Genomic DNA, 15,209 nt, shown 5'->3' with positions numbered 1-15,209 from the left:
GTTGCCCTCACAGCTTGCTGATGCCGCCCTTTTCGTTGTCCGGGTCCAGAGGTTCCAGACCCGTGCGTACGCCCTCCTGTTCCTTTGCCTGCCCCTCTGCCTTGGCCGGGGTGGCCTGAGCGAACACGATGCGCTTCTTGATGAACGGGGTATCAGCGTGGCGCTTCGCCCAATCTTCCCACAGGTCGGACGGCACGGAAGTCAGCCCGTAACCGCCGATCACGCGAGAGGAATTGGCACCGGACAGCACTACCTTATGCTCGCCGGAACGCAGCACGAGGCCGTTGGGCAGCTTGCAGCCGACCGTGACGGGGTTTGCAATGGTCATGGATCAGATCCCCGTCATGGTTGCCACGCCCAGCGGCATGTAGATGATTGCGCCCCAGGTGCCCTGAGACATCTTCTGTTCCCAGCCCGAAGCCTTCACGACCACGGAGTGAGTGCGCAGCTTTTCGGTGAACGCTGCTTCAGCAACCTGCTGGCCCTCGATCTCCTTGGCGATGGCGATCATGGACTGCACGGTCATGCCCGCCGCGTCGCCAAACTCGATAGCCTGAACGAAGCGCAGGTTCGGATACTGCTTCTTGAGCTGGTCCCATGCCGACAGGCCGTACATGTTCGGCTTGGTCATGATGCCAGCTCGCGTGGGGGAAAGCCCGATGGTGATTTCGGAATCCGTATCCACGTAACCGGCGGACTGCGAGCGAAGCTGATTGATGAGGTTGATCACGTCATCCGTGATTTCCTCTGGCGTGCCCTTGTTCCATGACGTTCCGCCAGCCGTCTTGGCCGCTGCCACTTCCGACGCGGGCAGGCGCGGGTCGTTCAGGTATCCGTAATTGCGCAGCCCCTTCACGCCATAGAAGTAGGACTGGTTCTGAAACTTGTTCAGCTTCAGGGCAGCAGCCTGACGCAGACCGGCCACCCACGAAATGCGGGCCGCCCCCGCCATTTCGACCTCTCGCTCACCCCATCGCGCGAACGCCTGATAGTGATAGGACTGCCGGTCAGGGAAGTTGGCGTTCAGGTCAACAACGCCGTTGTTGTTCCAGTCGCCATAGCTGGCAACGCGACCCGTGCTTTCGATCATCGGGAAGATCGCGGTCGGCGTGGCCCAATCCCCCTTCTTGCTCTCTCCGTTCAGTTCCGCGCCCCGCATGGGGGAGAACACGACGTTGATCAGCTTGGGGTCAGCGTAGGTCGCCATGAAGGCCGGGATACCGGCGTTGGCAGTGGTGGACAGGGTCGGGGCGGCATCCATCGCCAGCCGGTCGGATGCGATAACGTCGTCGCTCGGCAGGATGTGCTTGCCCTCAGGCATGACAAAACCGCGCTCGGCAAGGAGCGCGAATTCGGTTTCAAAAGGCATCAGTTGTGATCCCACGTGCTGATGGTGATCGTCTCACCGGCATTGCCGCCGATTGCGACGTAAAATTCGGTCTCAATGGCGCCGGAAACCGTGCTTCCTGCAGCCGCCGTGCTGATCGTGCCATCCGTGGTGGAGGCAAAGACCTTCTGGCCGCGCGTGGATGCGGTTGTGGATACGGCGAAATAATCGCCCTGCGCCTTGAGATCGAGCATGTAGCCCTGCGGCATGACCATGGTCGCTTCGTCGTAGATGTCGGAGATCCACGCGCTGCGATCATTGAACACGAAGCCATCGGGAGCGCCTGGAGTTGCAGCCTCCTGCGTGATGGTCACGGTCGGGGCGGATGTGTAACCCGAACCGCCATCGGTCACGGTCACGCCGGTCACGGCACCCCCGTAGATCGTGGCCGTGGCTGTGGCACCCGTGCCGCCGCCACCCGAAATGGTCACGGTGGGAACGGCGGTATAGCCCGACCCGCCCGCCGACACGGTAACAGATGCCACAACGCCGCTGGACGATGTGCCGGGGGTCGCCGTCACATCCAGCGTCAGGCCCGTTCCGCTTCCGCTGGTCGTGGTCGCAACGCCGGTTGCCGCCGGGTCTGTGGTCTGGGCCGGGGAAGTCTTGAGCGTGACCGCCGTGACTGCGCCGCTGGTCCCAATGGCCGAAACGGTCGCCGTGCCGCCGGTAAATGTGACGGTATCGCCCGTGGCATATCCCGTGCCCGCCGCGTTCACGGCCAGAGCCGAAACGGTATAGGTCGTCTCGGTTCCGAGGGTTGCGGTCGCAGTCGCCCCGCTGCCAACGCTGGTGCCGGGAGGTGTGTTCAGGACGGTCTGACCGTCCCCCTGAATCCACCCGAACGCCGCGATCGTGCATCCGCCGGTGCCCGCGACAAGCGCGCCCTCACCCGCCAGCACGCTGGCCGACGGGTTGTTGGAGGCATACGTGCCCGGAACGCCATATGCGGGTTCCTGATAAACCTGATTCTGGAAAGGCATGTGATTATCCCTTGATCTTCACGGCCTTGAGGCCGGGGAACTTGTCCAGCAGCCCAAGACCGGCCTTGCTGTCCGCCGCGATGGTCGGGCGCTTGGCGCTATCGGCGCGACGCGCGTGCTGATCGAACATGGCGCGGTATGCGGTCGCAGGGATGCCGGACAGGTCATAGCCAAGCTGGCGCAGGGTGAAGCGGTAGACGCCTTCGGCGCTGTCCATCGCCACGGTGCCCACGAACGGCTTCACGGCGTCCTGCGCGGTGTGCAGATCCCGCATAGCGGCCATCGTTTCCGCCACGGCATCTGACTTCGCCTTGCTGATGGCGGCGTCCATCGCGGCCTTGGCCCCGGCGGATTCACGCTCGCGGTCGCGCCGCTCACGCTCCGCACGCTCTTCATCGGCGCGACGTGCACCTTCCGCCTCATCACGGCGGTCCTTGCGGTCACGTTCCGCACGCGCCCGGTCGGCCTCGCTCGCGCCCGCAGCCTCACGCTCGCGGTCCGCTTCGGTCTGCTCATCGTCCTGCGCGGCCTGAGGCTCACAGAGGGCGCGGCAGGCCTCGATATCTTCTTCCGACATCCCGGCCTTGCGCATCTTCTCCGCCATTTCGGCGAAGTCGTCATCATCGTCCTCGGCCACATCGGCAAGGGAGGCGATGACCTTGTCGATTTCATCATCGGACAGGCCAGCCGCGCGCAGCTTTTCGCGCCGCTCTGCCTCGTCGGAATCCTGTGCCGTGTTCAGCGCGCCACCAGTGGCCGCATTTTCGAACAGGGAAAGAACCTGATCCATGATTTCATCAGGAACGCGTCCACCGAGCAGGTTGCGTAGCGTATCGCACGCGTCATCCTTGCCCATTTCATCGCAATCAAGCGCCTTCTTGGCGGCGTCGATATCGGCATCCTGCGCCAGAAACGGGCGCAGCTTTGCGAACATCGCACGCCGCGAAGCGCGGGGGATATACTTCATGTTCGTGTTTTCCATTTGGGAGTCTGCAACCAGAACGTCAGGTCCGGCGCGTCCTGTGGGAACGACTGCCACGTGAGAGCCGACAATGTCGCGCATCACGCCGTCGTATTTCTGCCCCTCGTATTCACCGGGGGTCATGTCAGCCGTGTAGCGATAGGCACTGGACAGCTCGCGCTGTTCGCCGGTCTTGATCCGGCTGATGGCTTCACCGTCCCACACCACAAGGCTGTTCATCAGATAAGGCGCGTCGAACGCGGCTTCATTCCCCGTCGTGCCCACCACCAGATCACGGCGCGGATTTGCTGCCGTGACATGAAAGTGCTCCTCAAGAACAGGGAGGCCATTAAAGCTCGGCGCGGCCTTTTTCAGTTCGTCAGGATCGCGCAACATCTGGTATATTCGTTCAGGGTCAAGGCCCAGCTTCTGCCCTTCCGGGATTTCCCTTCCCATATACGGGCAGATGTTCGCCTTGCTGATCGGTGTCTTGGCGACGCGAAGCCGCCCTTCCACGTCAGTCGTGCGGACGGTCCCCATGCGGTCATAGGCGAGGATGTTGGTCATTTATCGTTGAACCCTCGAAGGATTACCCGGCTTGAGCATCTGCAATTCGGCAGTTGCCCCGGCCATATGCGTTCACCGTCAATCAGCGCACCTTCGCGCACATCGAAACGCAGGCGCTTGCGCCCAGCCTCCACATGGCTTTCGCGCGGATGTTTTCCGCCTGCCGAGTGAACCCATTCCGACTCAAACAGCCCCGTTTCAATCTGGCGCTGCTTGTTGATGGCGCTTGTCACCTTGGCGTTCTGGTCGCGGGCGATGTTCGCGGCCCGTCGGCGAGTGATGCCGAAACGCTGTTGCAGGCCATCTGTCAGTTCCCCCAGATCACCGCCATGCGCCACGGCGCGCATCACCATCTGGTTCACTTCGCTCAGGTGATGCTCACCGATGCTCTTGATAAGCAATACGTTTTCATTGACGCATGCCTTCATCGCATCGGTTACGCCCTCGGTCGGACGGAACTGGATCGTGAACCCTGCGGCCCGGTCCAGTTCCCGCTTGTAGGTCCGATCGATACTGGCCGTGGCCTTGTCCACGAACCGTGGTGCGAGGCTTTCGGCAAGCTCATCGAACCGCGACCGCCAACGTTCGGTCAGCTTGTCCATCAGACTCTGCAATTCTGCCGCCGGGCTTGCGTCCTGCGTTATGCGGCCCTCGACCTTTCGATACCTAGTGCGCAACTGTGATCTGATGGCGCGCTCCATCTCGTCTATCAGCGCGATAAGGTCGCGTTCATAGGCTTTCCCCACACCGGCATTGGGCCGGATGGGCTTCAATGTTTTCGGCTTGGGGGGCATCAGATACCATTTTTGTCGATAAATGACGTGCTACGGAGCGCGCCACCTTCAGATTGTGGCACTTCATGGTCCATGGGCTCATATCCGGGGCCACCAAGATCGGCCCCATCGAACAACCCATCTTCATCTGTGCGCAGGGAAGAACGCACCTCGTCGTTATTGACCGCGCCCATTTCCTCGTAGACGGCACGCGTGTCAGCGAGCGCCTTTGCGATCGCGACCTTCGCGGCTTCATCCAGCTGCCACAGGGGGATGAACCTGAAATCGATATCCTTATCGATCTCGCCCCATATGTTCAGCATGGCCGCGTGCATGACATGCGTGAGGCCGGGTCGGAAAAACGCCTCCTGATAGGCCGCCACACGGTCATACCAGACGCGAATTTCGCCCTCTGATGATGCGTTCAAGCCTGACGGGGATATGCCCGAGAACTTGACCAGTGGCATCTGCGCAACCACGCAAATCTGCTCAAGCGCCTGATTTTGGAGCTTGTCGAGGCCAGCCAATTGCGCTGACAGGATCTGGAGTTCTTCGCTCTCCTTGTCGGACAGGAACACGCCACGGTTATCGCGGAACTTGATGAAGTTCTGGACCCGGTCAATAAGGCCACCAATGCCCGCATTTTCGTACACGGCCACCATGTCGGTTCTGAGGCTGACAATCGAACAGCCGTTGATGAGGTCGCTGACGGACTGACGTGTGCGCACCCAATTATCGACGTAGGGCTTGGCAAGCTGGATCAGGGGCACGCCGCCGAAATTATAGGTCGGCGCGAGGATCTGGCTCGGCTCACGCGACACGAACCGCAACAGTCGCGTATGATGGACGGTCGCCCCCATCACCCACCATTTTGTGGGCCGGTAGAAATCAAGTTGCAGGGGGTTTTCCGAATTGTATTCGTTCGGGCTGGTCCAGATCGGCTCTATAGGAACAATTTCCTTTAGGCTGCCCTTGGGGAATGTCTCCGGCGTGAGAAGGAGCGGCGTCGCCAGATCGTCGGACAGGCGCGGCAATCCTGTGTTGAGGAACAGTTGCCCGATGCCAAAAGCACCATCCAGATCCGACAACATCTTGAAGTGTTCACGCACTTTGAGCCGAACAAACTCCGCTTCAAGCTGCTCGATGCGCTCTTTCTTCGCCTCGTCGCTCGGGCCGTGGAACTCGATCCATTCGCGCGTGGTTTCCTCAGACAGGGTGCCGACGATATGCCGGTATTCAACGCGCTGGGACCACATTTCCGCCAGTCGCGGATAGCCAAGGAATACCACACCATCGGCAATGGCATTGTTGATCGATTGGGCAACACCAGGACCATACGCGCTATCCATCGCCAGAACCTGACCGTCAGGGATGACGCCGGGGATTGGCTGATAGGGCTTTGCGATTTCCAGAGACGCGACGGGCCTGCGGTCTACCTCACGCCAGTCCGTGTCCCGCATGACCATAGGATTGCGATGGGCGCGCGCAAGCACAGGCTCAACCCGTGCAGGCACGGGAGCCGCTTCTTTCTTACGCCTGAAGAACATTTGTTGCCTAAATCTGGTCGTTGTCTGCTGAACTGAAAACCGGAACGGTGCGCCTGTTCTGGATCACCCCGTCCAGCGCATAGCGTAGGGCGTCTATCCAGTGGTTCCACGCATCGGCAATGACAGGAAGGACTTCCTCAGTCCTCTTGTCCACCTTGTAGGAATATTTCCTGAACTCTTCTGCCACCCGCTTGCAACGAGGATGGACAATAATGCGCTTGAATGACTTCAGGCGCGCCACCCCATCCTCGACGCTTCCCGGCCATTTCTTCGCCGCACTGATGCGAAACCCAAACCTGTTGGCAAGAAAACTGATCGTTTCCGGCCTCGCGCCGTCTGCCTTCCACGGCCAATCGAGCGCGCCAGGTATCTGGCTCAGGACAGCGGGAGTATCATCCAGTTCTATTCCGACGCCGCCCGCCTCATGATCCACGTAAAGGCACCCATCCGACACAAAGCAACGCACCGCCGCCGTCGGGTCTTTCGCAAATCCCCAGTCAACACCGTAGTAAAACCGCATGCCATCCGGGGTTTTGAAGTCCTCAACCGACACCCGGTTCCTGAATATGATTGCATCCGTGATACTGACGTAATCACCTTCCCAGATGTGCCCATATTCGTCCGGTCGCGCCCTCTGGTCCTCGATGCGTTCCGTGGGGAGGGTGCCAGAGCGAAACCACGGGTTATCGGACCAGTTCGCCCGAACAGCGATCAGGTCAGGGCGATCAGATCCCGAACCACGAAAGAAGTCATCTATTGGGTCATCCGGGCTGGCCGGGTTCCAACTGGCCCATATTTCCGAACCGGCCTTTCGCATGGTCGGACGCAGCATGCGCCATGAATAGGCGCTGATCGACTGCGCTTCCTCAATCCATGCCCGGTCAAACCCCTCAAGGGACTTGATGCTATCCGCAGTATGATTTTGCATGCCCTGAAAGATAATCAGGCCACCGCCGGGCGTTTTTATCAACTGATCCTGAACGTCAAACAGGCCGTTCAAATTGAACTTGCTGATCTTGTCTACGATCAACTGCTTTGATGATCGTTCGATGGATTTTTGCACCTCACGGATGCACACCGTCCGGTGCCCCGGAATGCGCAAATGCTCCTCTACTATGCATTCCCCAAAGAAGTGCGATTTGCCAGATCCACGACCGCCGTATGCACCCTTATACCTACGCGGCGCGAGTAGTGGTTCGAACACGCGCGCCGTTGGTATGTCGAGAGATTTCATCGTCAGTCTTTAGGGGCATCCACTATTACGCGCCGGATTTCGCTAACCTGCATGGGGCCACCATCCGGGCCTGTATGTTCCTGCGTTACCTTGTCGCCATACACTTTGGGCGCACGCTTTGACATCACCCATTTCAGGGTATCGACGCGCAGACGATTGGCAGCGGCATCCTCAGCGGTTGCCGCACGAGCAACGTCAACAATTTCATCCTCGAACGCCTCAGCGGCTCGCGCGCGTGCGTGCGCGTACCTGGCGCGGAAATCCTTATGCGCGTCGTTGTCAAGCCACTCAAATACCGTTCTTCGACCCGGCATATGATCGTCTTGGCATATAGCGCGAAGGCTTTCCCCATCCATGATCCTTCCGCAAATTTCGTCTGCAACAGTAGTTGAGAAACCAGATGGCCTTCCCGCCTTCATCTTCTCGTCCACATCACCCTCGAAACAAAAAAAAGGCCGCCAACCGGCAGCCATTGAACGCAATTCATCGAATGTAATGACACAACATCACATTCTTTCGAAAAGTACAAGTGTTATTTTTCAGCCATTTCTTTGGATAGCCAGCATTCCCCTTTTTCACCTGCGTCTGACTGATTCTTCACCCACCGATCATATGCCTTTAACGCACCAGGGAGTTGGGACAGCACCATCGCGCAGGCCGCAGATGACCGCGTGATGCCGGTGGTAAGACCGAGAGAGGGGAATACAATCTCAGCAATCTGCCCGAATGACTTCTCATCTGCCAACATCAATTCAAACAACTGGTGCGCTTGTCGCCCAAGGTGAGACCGGACAAATGCGACTTCACGCCACGAGACCGCGCGTAACATCTGCCACGACACGGCATCGTGCCTGACGGTCGTGTTCGGTGTGTGATTTGGCGGATACTCCACGTAGTCGTTCTTGCCGAGATTGTAGGACCGCAGCCATCTTTCCGCAGCATCGGCTGCATCTTGGTCGATATACTCGCTATTCAGCAGCGTCTTGACTGCGGAGCGAATGCGCGGGGCACCCTGCTGTAATGTCCATTCCGACCGGCGCTGGCGTTCGGGCGTAACGACTGCGTTAAGGGTTCGCTGGGTTTCTTTGGAGATGGTCTGGGTCATCGGGGCTTGTCCTGAAATTTCCCACATTGCAAACAGCGGCGTGTCTGCCATTGATATTCATAACCGGATAAAGGTTCCCATATCCCCCATTTATGGACCAGGAAGCACCGGCGCGCCTTGGCGTCGCGGATGCCTTCATTCCATGCCTCACAGACAAGGCCTTCCAGTTCAGAGACTGTTTTCTTGCGGCGCAAGAAAGGGTTCTTTATGTCCACCCCTTAACCTCTCATAATCCGGCGACGGACCCTCATGATCGAAACTGCCACAAACAAAAACCAGCAAAGGAAAAGTGCCCCACCAAACAATTCCAGAGGAATAAGCCATCCTGATTTCCATAGCCAGTATTCGAAAGGATCAGCCATCACCAGCGCCTGCGTGCTCATCTTTCCTCCAATCTCCTCATATCCGCCCGCATTTTCCGCGCCGCCCGCCAGTCACTTGGCGTGGCGCTTGAGAAATATAGGGCTCCATTACTGTGCTGCCATCTGATGTGCCCGCTGCCGGTGATCGCGATGGCGGCCCATCCTCTGTCGGCCATTTCGCGTTGCAGTTTACGGTGGAGGCGGATTTTCATTGCTGGTAACCGCCTGAGAACAGGCCGTCACGCCGGGCCTGTTCCATCATATCGAACGCCTCATCGAGGGTGCATCCCTCTTCATGCGCAATGTATTCGGCCACAGCATCCCACGAAACGGACTCATCAGGTGCAAGCCGGGTGGAAATTGCGCCTATATGTCGGGCCACAGTCAGGTTCAACGCTATCGCATGATCTATGCGGTCAGCCATTACGAACAAACCTGCAGCTCTCATCGTGTGGGAGCTCATATTGGTCGCATCGCATTGCCTCAACTTTACATTGCGAAACGGCAATTTCGTATTTCAGGTTAATCACCTCTACCTTTAGTCGCAGCCTCTCAATCTCCGCCCAAGGCCACACGTGGCGTTTCAGGAAGCGGATCATGCGCGCCACTCTCCAATTCCATCCCAAATCACTGATATTTCGGCTGGCGTGAATATTTCACTTGCTAGATCCAGGCCTTTTTCGTCGACGAGATCGCAAAAACCCATTGCAGCGAAATCATGAAGAAATTTCATCGCCTGAAACCCGCCAATTTCATTGGCTTCATTGCCAATGCGGAGAACTTCACTTCGTCCCGTTCCCAACAGATCACCCCTCAGGGTAGCCCTTCCTAAGCGAGAAATGAGAGGGCCGACTTTCTGGACCACATCCCCATCGATCACAGAAATATCCATCACTCTCCGATCCCCGCCATCCAATTCAACCAAAGCCAACAACCGACCACAGCCGAACAAGCCGCCCCAAATGCGCAGAAGGCGGCATCAAGCCCAAAGCGCGCACCGAGGTTGGCGAGGATGACCAGAAACGAGACCGGTGAGCCGTAGCGGAAAGCAATGGCGCACCCGTCGCAAAACCTCTCCATATTCGCCCGCACAGCGCCCTTATCGTCTCGCACGGTCAATCTCCCATCTCAGACGCTACATCGCCACCAGCGCCAATCCTCGAAGCGGAAACAGCCATGTCACGCTCACACCGCGCCCGACATCTCGCAGCAGCCGCGTTCCAGTCGATCGGCGGCGCGAGGTTGGCCACGTAGTCGGCGCCGCAGCGGTGCGGCCAGATTTCGTCGGGATTATCCATGCTGGATAGTACCACCCCGGCGCGCGGATTGGTACTGTTTTCGTGTTGGTTTTCAGCCATTTTCTCAGTCACCACGCTGCGCTGTCCTCGCCTTCGACCACATCGCGGAACCACGTTGTCGGCCCGTTGAACAGCATCGGCACGGTCCCACAGTCGCCTTGCCGGTTCTTCGCGATGATGATCTCAGCCTTGCCCTCAGATGCGCGAATGCGCTCGTGCCAGGCATCAACACGTTGACTGAAGGCATCCATGCTTTCGGCGGCCTTCTTGGTCGGTTCGGGGTCGCGCTGGGCGTAGTAGTGATCCCGGTAGAGCAGAAATATCCCACTGGCATCCTGTTCCAGATTTCCGCTGTCTCGCAGGTCGGCCATGGTCGGGTGCTTGTCGTCGCGTCCCTCTACTCCGCGGTTAAGCTGCTGCAGGCCGAGGACCGGCACATTCAGGCTTTTGGCCAGCGCCAGAAGATCGCTGCTGATCTCGCTAACCTCGGCATACTTCCCTTGCTTCCGGGTCGTAGGCGTGCCGCGCATCAGCCCGACGTAATCCACCACGATCATCCCCAGTCCTGCCTTTGAGCGCGCCATGCGCCGAGCGCGGCCATAAAGCTGCGCCACACTGATGGCTGGCCGATCATCCACCACAACCGGAACCTGCTCGGCCGCCTTGCGAGCCATGAAGATCCTATCCCATTCGCGCCTATCGAGCGGCACGCGCTTACCTTCCGATCCATCCGGATTGCGAAGTCCAGGCTTGGTGCCAGTCAAAACCCAGCGCAGAGGCAGTTGGGCATGCGCGGAAATGATCCGGGCCGAGATCGACTTGGCATCCATCTCGCCCGACCAGTAGAGGATCGGCTTCTGGGAAAGCTTGGCCGCACGAACGGCAATCCCCACGCCCATGCCCGTTTTCCCCATGGAGGGCCGTCCGGCCAGAAGGTAGAAGCACCCCGGAGCAAGGCCGCTGGTTTCTTCGTCCAGCTTCTGGAAGCCAGTGCGCATGCCGATGATGCCATCCCCGCGCGCCGCTGCTGCGGATGCTTCCTCCATGGCCTGATCCATCGCGGAAGTGAGGCTAGTCAGACGCTGGTCGCCGCGGTCTTTCCCGAGCGCAAGCAGTTCCTGCTCGATGGCGTCGATGATTTCTTCCGGCGCGGCCCCTTCCCCAGACAGGGCACGCGATTTGGTCATGATGCCAATGTCCAGAAGCTGACGACGGAGCCATGCATCCCGCACAGCGTGCCCGGAACCACGGCATGCCATCCATCCTGGCTGCGACTGAACAGCGGCCATCAAGTATCGAAACCCGCCAACCGCTTCCAACTCCAGCGCATTTTCAACCCGCGCCTTCATCGTGATCGGGTTTGCCTCTACCCCAGACTGGATGACCTTCTCAATCTCGCCATACAGCCAGCCATTCACCGAATTGGCGAAATGGCGCTTTTCGAGGAAATCGCAGACCAGCTCGTAGCCGCGATTATTCATCAGGATGCCGCCGATCACACCGATTTCGGCTTGGATATTCACCGGGGCATCGGGCGTGATTTCCGCTCCGGGCTGGAAATGGATTTCGTTCATGCCTCCATCTCCTCGATGTCGATCAGTCCGCGCATGGCGTTCCACGTTGCCATGGCTTCATCTCGGAGACTGGTGGGATACCCGCCGGATTTGATGACCTCGTGAAAAGCCTCAAGCATCTGCTGGCGCGCCTCCCGAAAATGGCGCTCGGCATACATCGGCGCCAGATACAGGTTCAGGGATGGCGGAAACGGTATGATTTCGGCGCTCATGCTGCAGAACTCCATTCCTGCTGGAACACGGTCCAGGACTTCGGCCGGCGCTTATGGCGCATCTCGACCTTGGTGTATTCGAGGTAGGCCGCTTCCATCCGGGCAGCCGCACGGGTCGGCGTGGCCACGGCCATCTCAGCCACGGCATTGCGGAAGTAGCGCAGGGTCTTTGGCGGTCCCTGGTCGCGCCGCCGTTCCATCACGGCATTGACGGCCATCAGGACAATCTCAGATGCCGACTGCACGGAGTGACCCTTGGCGGTCACGTCGGCCAGCCACTGGCGAACCTCTCCGCCATCAGCCGAACTCGGCATCATCCGTGCCAGATCGTATCCAGCCGCATCCTGAACCTGCTTGACCAGTGGTTGCCATGCCGTGTCGATCGTCGGCTCCGGCGCGCTCGCTACAGGCTCTGGTTCCTGATGGTTCCTTTGATGGTTCATGATGGTTTGTCGGTCATGGTGACCGGTTACGTTGTCACCATGACCGGTTACGTGGTCAATTTGACCGGTTACGTTTTGCTGTAGTCGGTCATCATGACCGGTTACATGTCGATTTTGACCGGTTACGTGGTCAATTTGACCGGTTAGATCGGCCGTCTCAACGGTCATTTCAAAGCCAGATGGCACCTTGAGCAGGTAGCATTTTGCCCTGAAGGAAAAGCCGACATGCTCGATCAGGGAGGCCTTTTCCAGTTCGCAAAGAGCGCGCCGGGCCGTGCGGTCGCTGAGCCCACTTTCGCGACAGATTGTCTCGAGGGCAGGCCATGCTTTGAACTGTGCATTTGCCCTGTTGGCCAGCACAATCAGAACCAGTTTTGGCGACGGTGCCAGCCCTGGCTGCATCATGGCCCAGTTGATGGCCTTTATGCTCATGGCGCCACCTCAGTAATCGTCACAACAGTCCGCTGCTCACACAGGCGGCACTTCACGCTGCGCACCTCGATCCGCATGTGCGCGGGCCCGTCATCCACGACGAAGCCAAGGCCCCGCTTGTTCTTCACGCGCTGCCGTGCGCCCGGCGTGCGGACGTTCAGGAGGCGCGGCGTCGTCAGGGCATCCACCAGAAACTTCGCGCCGCCGTATAGGCCGTCCGTATCCGGCGTGCCGGTCGAGTAGCGCTCGATCAGCACATGCGCCCGCTGGAACGGCTCAGAGGGCCGCAGATGAAGTGCCGCGTCCGCGACTGCCCGCGCCATCTTCCGACGCATTCCAGTAAGCGCAAACCGGCTCTGGCCGATGCTGTGGTTAAGCAATGGGAAGGGCTTGGGGATGGTGAAGGTTATCATGCGGCCATCTCTCGCGCCGGGAACGGGCATGCCCGGTCACCCGGCCCAAGCGCCTCGTATCGCAAGCCAGTCAGGCGACCTCTGATCCAATTACGGTTTTCGGTGCGTAGCCACTCTCGCGCCTGCTGCTCGGAGATCACGTTGTAGATCCCCACGAAATACGTTCCGTCTCGGTCTACGCCTGATACGCGGGTCCATGTGCGGTCAGACATTTTCAGCCTCCCGTATTTTCTTGGATTTCGGCGAACGCGCCGATGAATTCTTGGATGAAGGCCGCCGCGACTTGCGGGACGATTGCATTGCCTGCACCCCGCAGGAGGCCCACACGGCTGGGAAACCCATCAACCAAAGGGAAAATTCCGGGTTCAACTGGCCGGAACTTACCGTCCCGGCATCCGATCCAGTCAGCACCTGACCAGCCGCCGTGATCCGAATGGGCTGATCCGCTTTCCAGACTTCTCTCCCCAGTAGGCTGTTCGTCGGCACGTTCGGGCACTCGCTCCCGTCCTTGTGGTCGCGTGTCGTCGGCGTGGGCCAACCCGCCAAGATCAATCCGTGTCCCTTCACGCTTTTCCCGCACATCGCTTCCACTTTGCGCGAATAGTCTGTGTTCCCCGCTGCATTGTTCTTCTCGGTCGCTGGAGAGCCAGCCATTGGCGTCGGCCAACCTGACCGCTCCGAAAAACAATCGTTTTCGGATGTGCGGCGCGCCGACGCTACAAGCTGGCAATACTGCCGCCCCGCAGGCGTAACCTTCTGCTTCCAGTGCATCGAATAGATCATCGAGCCATCCGTGCCTAATCGCTGCCTCAACCTGCTCGCCAAAGAGGATTGGAGGCTTGCACTCACGGACGAGATCGAGCCAGACGGGCGCAAGGTGGCGCTCGTCGTCATTTCCTCGCTGCTGCCCTGCGACAGAGAATGGCTGGCAGGGTGGTGATCCGGTCCAGCATGGCAGCCGCTCGTATCCTGCGAGGCGCAAGGCGAGAGGCCAGCCTCCAATGCCTGCGAAGAAATGCGCCTGGTCATATTCGCGCAGGTCTCCGGCGCGAACATCTCGAATTGACCGGGTATCGACCTGCCCGGCGGGCAGATGGTGTCGGGCACAGAGCGCGCGGAGCCATTCTGCTGTGGGTTCGTCCCACTCGTTGTAGTAGACGTCCATATCAATGGTTCTGCCCTTTCATCGGCAGGCAAACGGTCCGGGTCACGTAGCCCAGGGCGTTGACAATATTTTCAGATACGTCGCGCCGGCCGCTAAGCGTGAGTGACACGACAGACTGAGGAATCCCGGTTTTTCGGCTCCACGCATGCTGCCCACCCGCCAGCTCTACTGCATCTGCAAGAACTGATTGCATTTCTGTAATCGGGCGACCGGTTATGAGGTGTGTCACTCTCCGGCCTCCCGTTTCAGTTCATCGGCCCGGCGTTCCAGTCGGTCGGCTCGTTCGCTCAGGTATTCGGCCCAGCGCCGCAGGGAGATTGCGCGCCGGAGTGCTCGGCTTGCCCGCCATCGGGTGATGGCAGCGCGCCGCAGGAGGATGTATCTCCCCATGTGTCGTTCCATTCTTGACTGAGGGCACGGTAGATGGCGGCCTGATGCTCGGCCTGCCGCTCTGCGCGCGCCAGATGTTTGCGATAGGCATCAACCAGGCGCAGATAGATATGCGCCGGGATGCGCTCCCATTCTCCGTAGTAAAGGCCCTTCGCCTGCCGGTCAGTGACCCGCAGCAGTCGAGCGATACGGTGAATGATTTCCTTGACGCCGAGCCCGCGCCCGAACGTCTCTGAAAGGGTTCGAGCCATTGTCTGGGCATTCTGCGTCACTGTCTCAGCAGTAAGCATTTCGCGTTTTTCCAAACTGGCGGAATTGATTTCCAATTTTTTGGACAAGGTTTGCTCCACATTCCGAACAGCA

Annotated in this window: 19 protein-coding genes; all 19 read right to left on the bottom strand. The window is 59.2% G+C overall.

Annotated features, from left to right (window positions below):
* Nucleotides 1-7 precede the first annotated feature (7 nt).
* Nucleotides 8-328, bottom strand: a complete 321-nt coding sequence (locus FMA36_RS00250; RefSeq protein ID WP_159260028.1) for a hypothetical protein — start codon at nucleotides 326-328, stop codon at nucleotides 8-10.
* 3 nt (nucleotides 329-331) lie between these two features.
* Nucleotides 332-1,369 carry a major capsid family protein gene (locus FMA36_RS00245; protein WP_159260026.1) on the bottom strand — a complete coding sequence of 346 codons (1,038 nt, stop codon included), beginning with the start codon at nucleotides 1,367-1,369 and terminating at the stop codon, nucleotides 332-334.
* A complete protein-coding gene (locus FMA36_RS00240; RefSeq protein ID WP_159260024.1) occupies nucleotides 1,369-2,370 on the bottom strand; it encodes a gp53 minor capsid family protein in 1,002 nt (333 codons plus the stop codon). The genes FMA36_RS00245 and FMA36_RS00240 overlap by 1 nt, the downstream gene beginning before the upstream one ends.
* Before the next feature lie 4 nt (nucleotides 2,371-2,374).
* Complete coding sequence (locus FMA36_RS00235; RefSeq protein ID WP_159260022.1) at nucleotides 2,375-3,898, bottom strand: DUF2213 domain-containing protein; 1,524 nt, start codon at nucleotides 3,896-3,898, stop codon at nucleotides 2,375-2,377.
* Nucleotides 3,895-4,692 (bottom strand): phage head morphogenesis protein, encoded by a 798-nt coding sequence (locus FMA36_RS00230; protein ID WP_159260020.1) that lies wholly within the window; start codon nucleotides 4,690-4,692, stop codon nucleotides 3,895-3,897. The genes FMA36_RS00235 and FMA36_RS00230 overlap by 4 nt, the downstream gene beginning before the upstream one ends.
* A complete protein-coding gene (locus FMA36_RS00225; RefSeq protein ID WP_240906429.1) occupies nucleotides 4,692-6,131 on the bottom strand; it encodes a DUF1073 domain-containing protein in 1,440 nt (479 codons plus the stop codon). The genes FMA36_RS00230 and FMA36_RS00225 overlap by 1 nt, the downstream gene beginning before the upstream one ends.
* Nucleotides 6,132-6,225: 94 nt before the next feature.
* Nucleotides 6,226-7,452, bottom strand: a complete 1,227-nt coding sequence (locus tag FMA36_RS00220) for a PBSX family phage terminase large subunit (protein WP_159260018.1) — start codon at nucleotides 7,450-7,452, stop codon at nucleotides 6,226-6,228.
* 2 nt (nucleotides 7,453-7,454) lie between these two features.
* A complete protein-coding gene (locus FMA36_RS00215; protein WP_159260016.1) occupies nucleotides 7,455-7,883 on the bottom strand; it encodes a terminase small subunit-like protein in 429 nt (142 codons plus the stop codon).
* A 101-nt stretch (nucleotides 7,884-7,984) separates the two neighbouring features.
* The gene (locus FMA36_RS00210; RefSeq protein ID WP_159260014.1) at nucleotides 7,985-8,557 is read right to left on the bottom strand and encodes a hypothetical protein; all 573 of its coding nucleotides are present in this window, start codon (nucleotides 8,555-8,557) and stop codon (nucleotides 7,985-7,987) included.
* Between the two features lie 218 nt (nucleotides 8,558-8,775).
* Nucleotides 8,776-8,940 (bottom strand): hypothetical protein, encoded by a 165-nt coding sequence (locus FMA36_RS00205; protein ID WP_159260013.1) that lies wholly within the window; start codon nucleotides 8,938-8,940, stop codon nucleotides 8,776-8,778.
* A 187-nt stretch (nucleotides 8,941-9,127) separates the two neighbouring features.
* The gene (locus FMA36_RS00200; RefSeq protein WP_159260011.1) at nucleotides 9,128-9,343 is read right to left on the bottom strand and encodes a hypothetical protein; all 216 of its coding nucleotides are present in this window, start codon (nucleotides 9,341-9,343) and stop codon (nucleotides 9,128-9,130) included.
* A 171-nt stretch (nucleotides 9,344-9,514) separates the two neighbouring features.
* Nucleotides 9,515-9,811 (bottom strand): hypothetical protein, encoded by a 297-nt coding sequence (locus FMA36_RS00195; RefSeq protein ID WP_159260009.1) that lies wholly within the window; start codon nucleotides 9,809-9,811, stop codon nucleotides 9,515-9,517.
* A 223-nt stretch (nucleotides 9,812-10,034) separates the two neighbouring features.
* On the bottom strand, nucleotides 10,035-10,292 hold the full coding sequence (locus FMA36_RS00190) for a hypothetical protein (protein WP_240906428.1): 258 nt from the start codon (nucleotides 10,290-10,292) through the stop codon (nucleotides 10,035-10,037).
* A complete protein-coding gene (locus FMA36_RS00185) occupies nucleotides 10,286-11,791 on the bottom strand; it encodes a replicative DNA helicase (protein ID WP_159260007.1) in 1,506 nt (501 codons plus the stop codon). The genes FMA36_RS00190 and FMA36_RS00185 overlap by 7 nt, the downstream gene beginning before the upstream one ends.
* Nucleotides 11,788-12,003, bottom strand: coding sequence for a hypothetical protein (locus FMA36_RS00180; protein ID WP_159260005.1), 216 nt, complete (start codon nucleotides 12,001-12,003; stop codon nucleotides 11,788-11,790). Before FMA36_RS00180 ends, FMA36_RS00185 begins: the two co-directional genes overlap by 4 nt.
* Complete coding sequence (locus tag FMA36_RS00175; RefSeq protein ID WP_159260003.1) at nucleotides 12,000-12,878, bottom strand: helix-turn-helix domain-containing protein; 879 nt, start codon at nucleotides 12,876-12,878, stop codon at nucleotides 12,000-12,002. Before FMA36_RS00175 ends, FMA36_RS00180 begins: the two co-directional genes overlap by 4 nt.
* Nucleotides 12,875-13,291 carry a hypothetical protein gene (locus tag FMA36_RS00170; RefSeq protein ID WP_159260001.1) on the bottom strand — a complete coding sequence of 139 codons (417 nt, stop codon included), beginning with the start codon at nucleotides 13,289-13,291 and terminating at the stop codon, nucleotides 12,875-12,877. The genes FMA36_RS00175 and FMA36_RS00170 overlap by 4 nt, the downstream gene beginning before the upstream one ends.
* Nucleotides 13,292-13,505: 214 nt before the next feature.
* On the bottom strand, nucleotides 13,506-14,456 hold the full coding sequence (locus tag FMA36_RS00165; protein ID WP_159259998.1) for a DNA cytosine methyltransferase: 951 nt from the start codon (nucleotides 14,454-14,456) through the stop codon (nucleotides 13,506-13,508).
* A 287-nt stretch (nucleotides 14,457-14,743) separates the two neighbouring features.
* Nucleotides 14,744-15,184 (bottom strand): hypothetical protein, encoded by a 441-nt coding sequence (locus FMA36_RS00160; RefSeq protein WP_146220893.1) that lies wholly within the window; start codon nucleotides 15,182-15,184, stop codon nucleotides 14,744-14,746.
* Nucleotides 15,185-15,209: the final 25 nt, after the last annotated feature.

This window comes from Komagataeibacter xylinus (assembly GCF_009834365.1).
GTDB classification, from domain to species: domain Bacteria; phylum Pseudomonadota; class Alphaproteobacteria; order Acetobacterales; family Acetobacteraceae; genus Komagataeibacter; species Komagataeibacter xylinus_D.
This window is presented reverse-complemented; position numbering and strand designations above follow the sequence as displayed.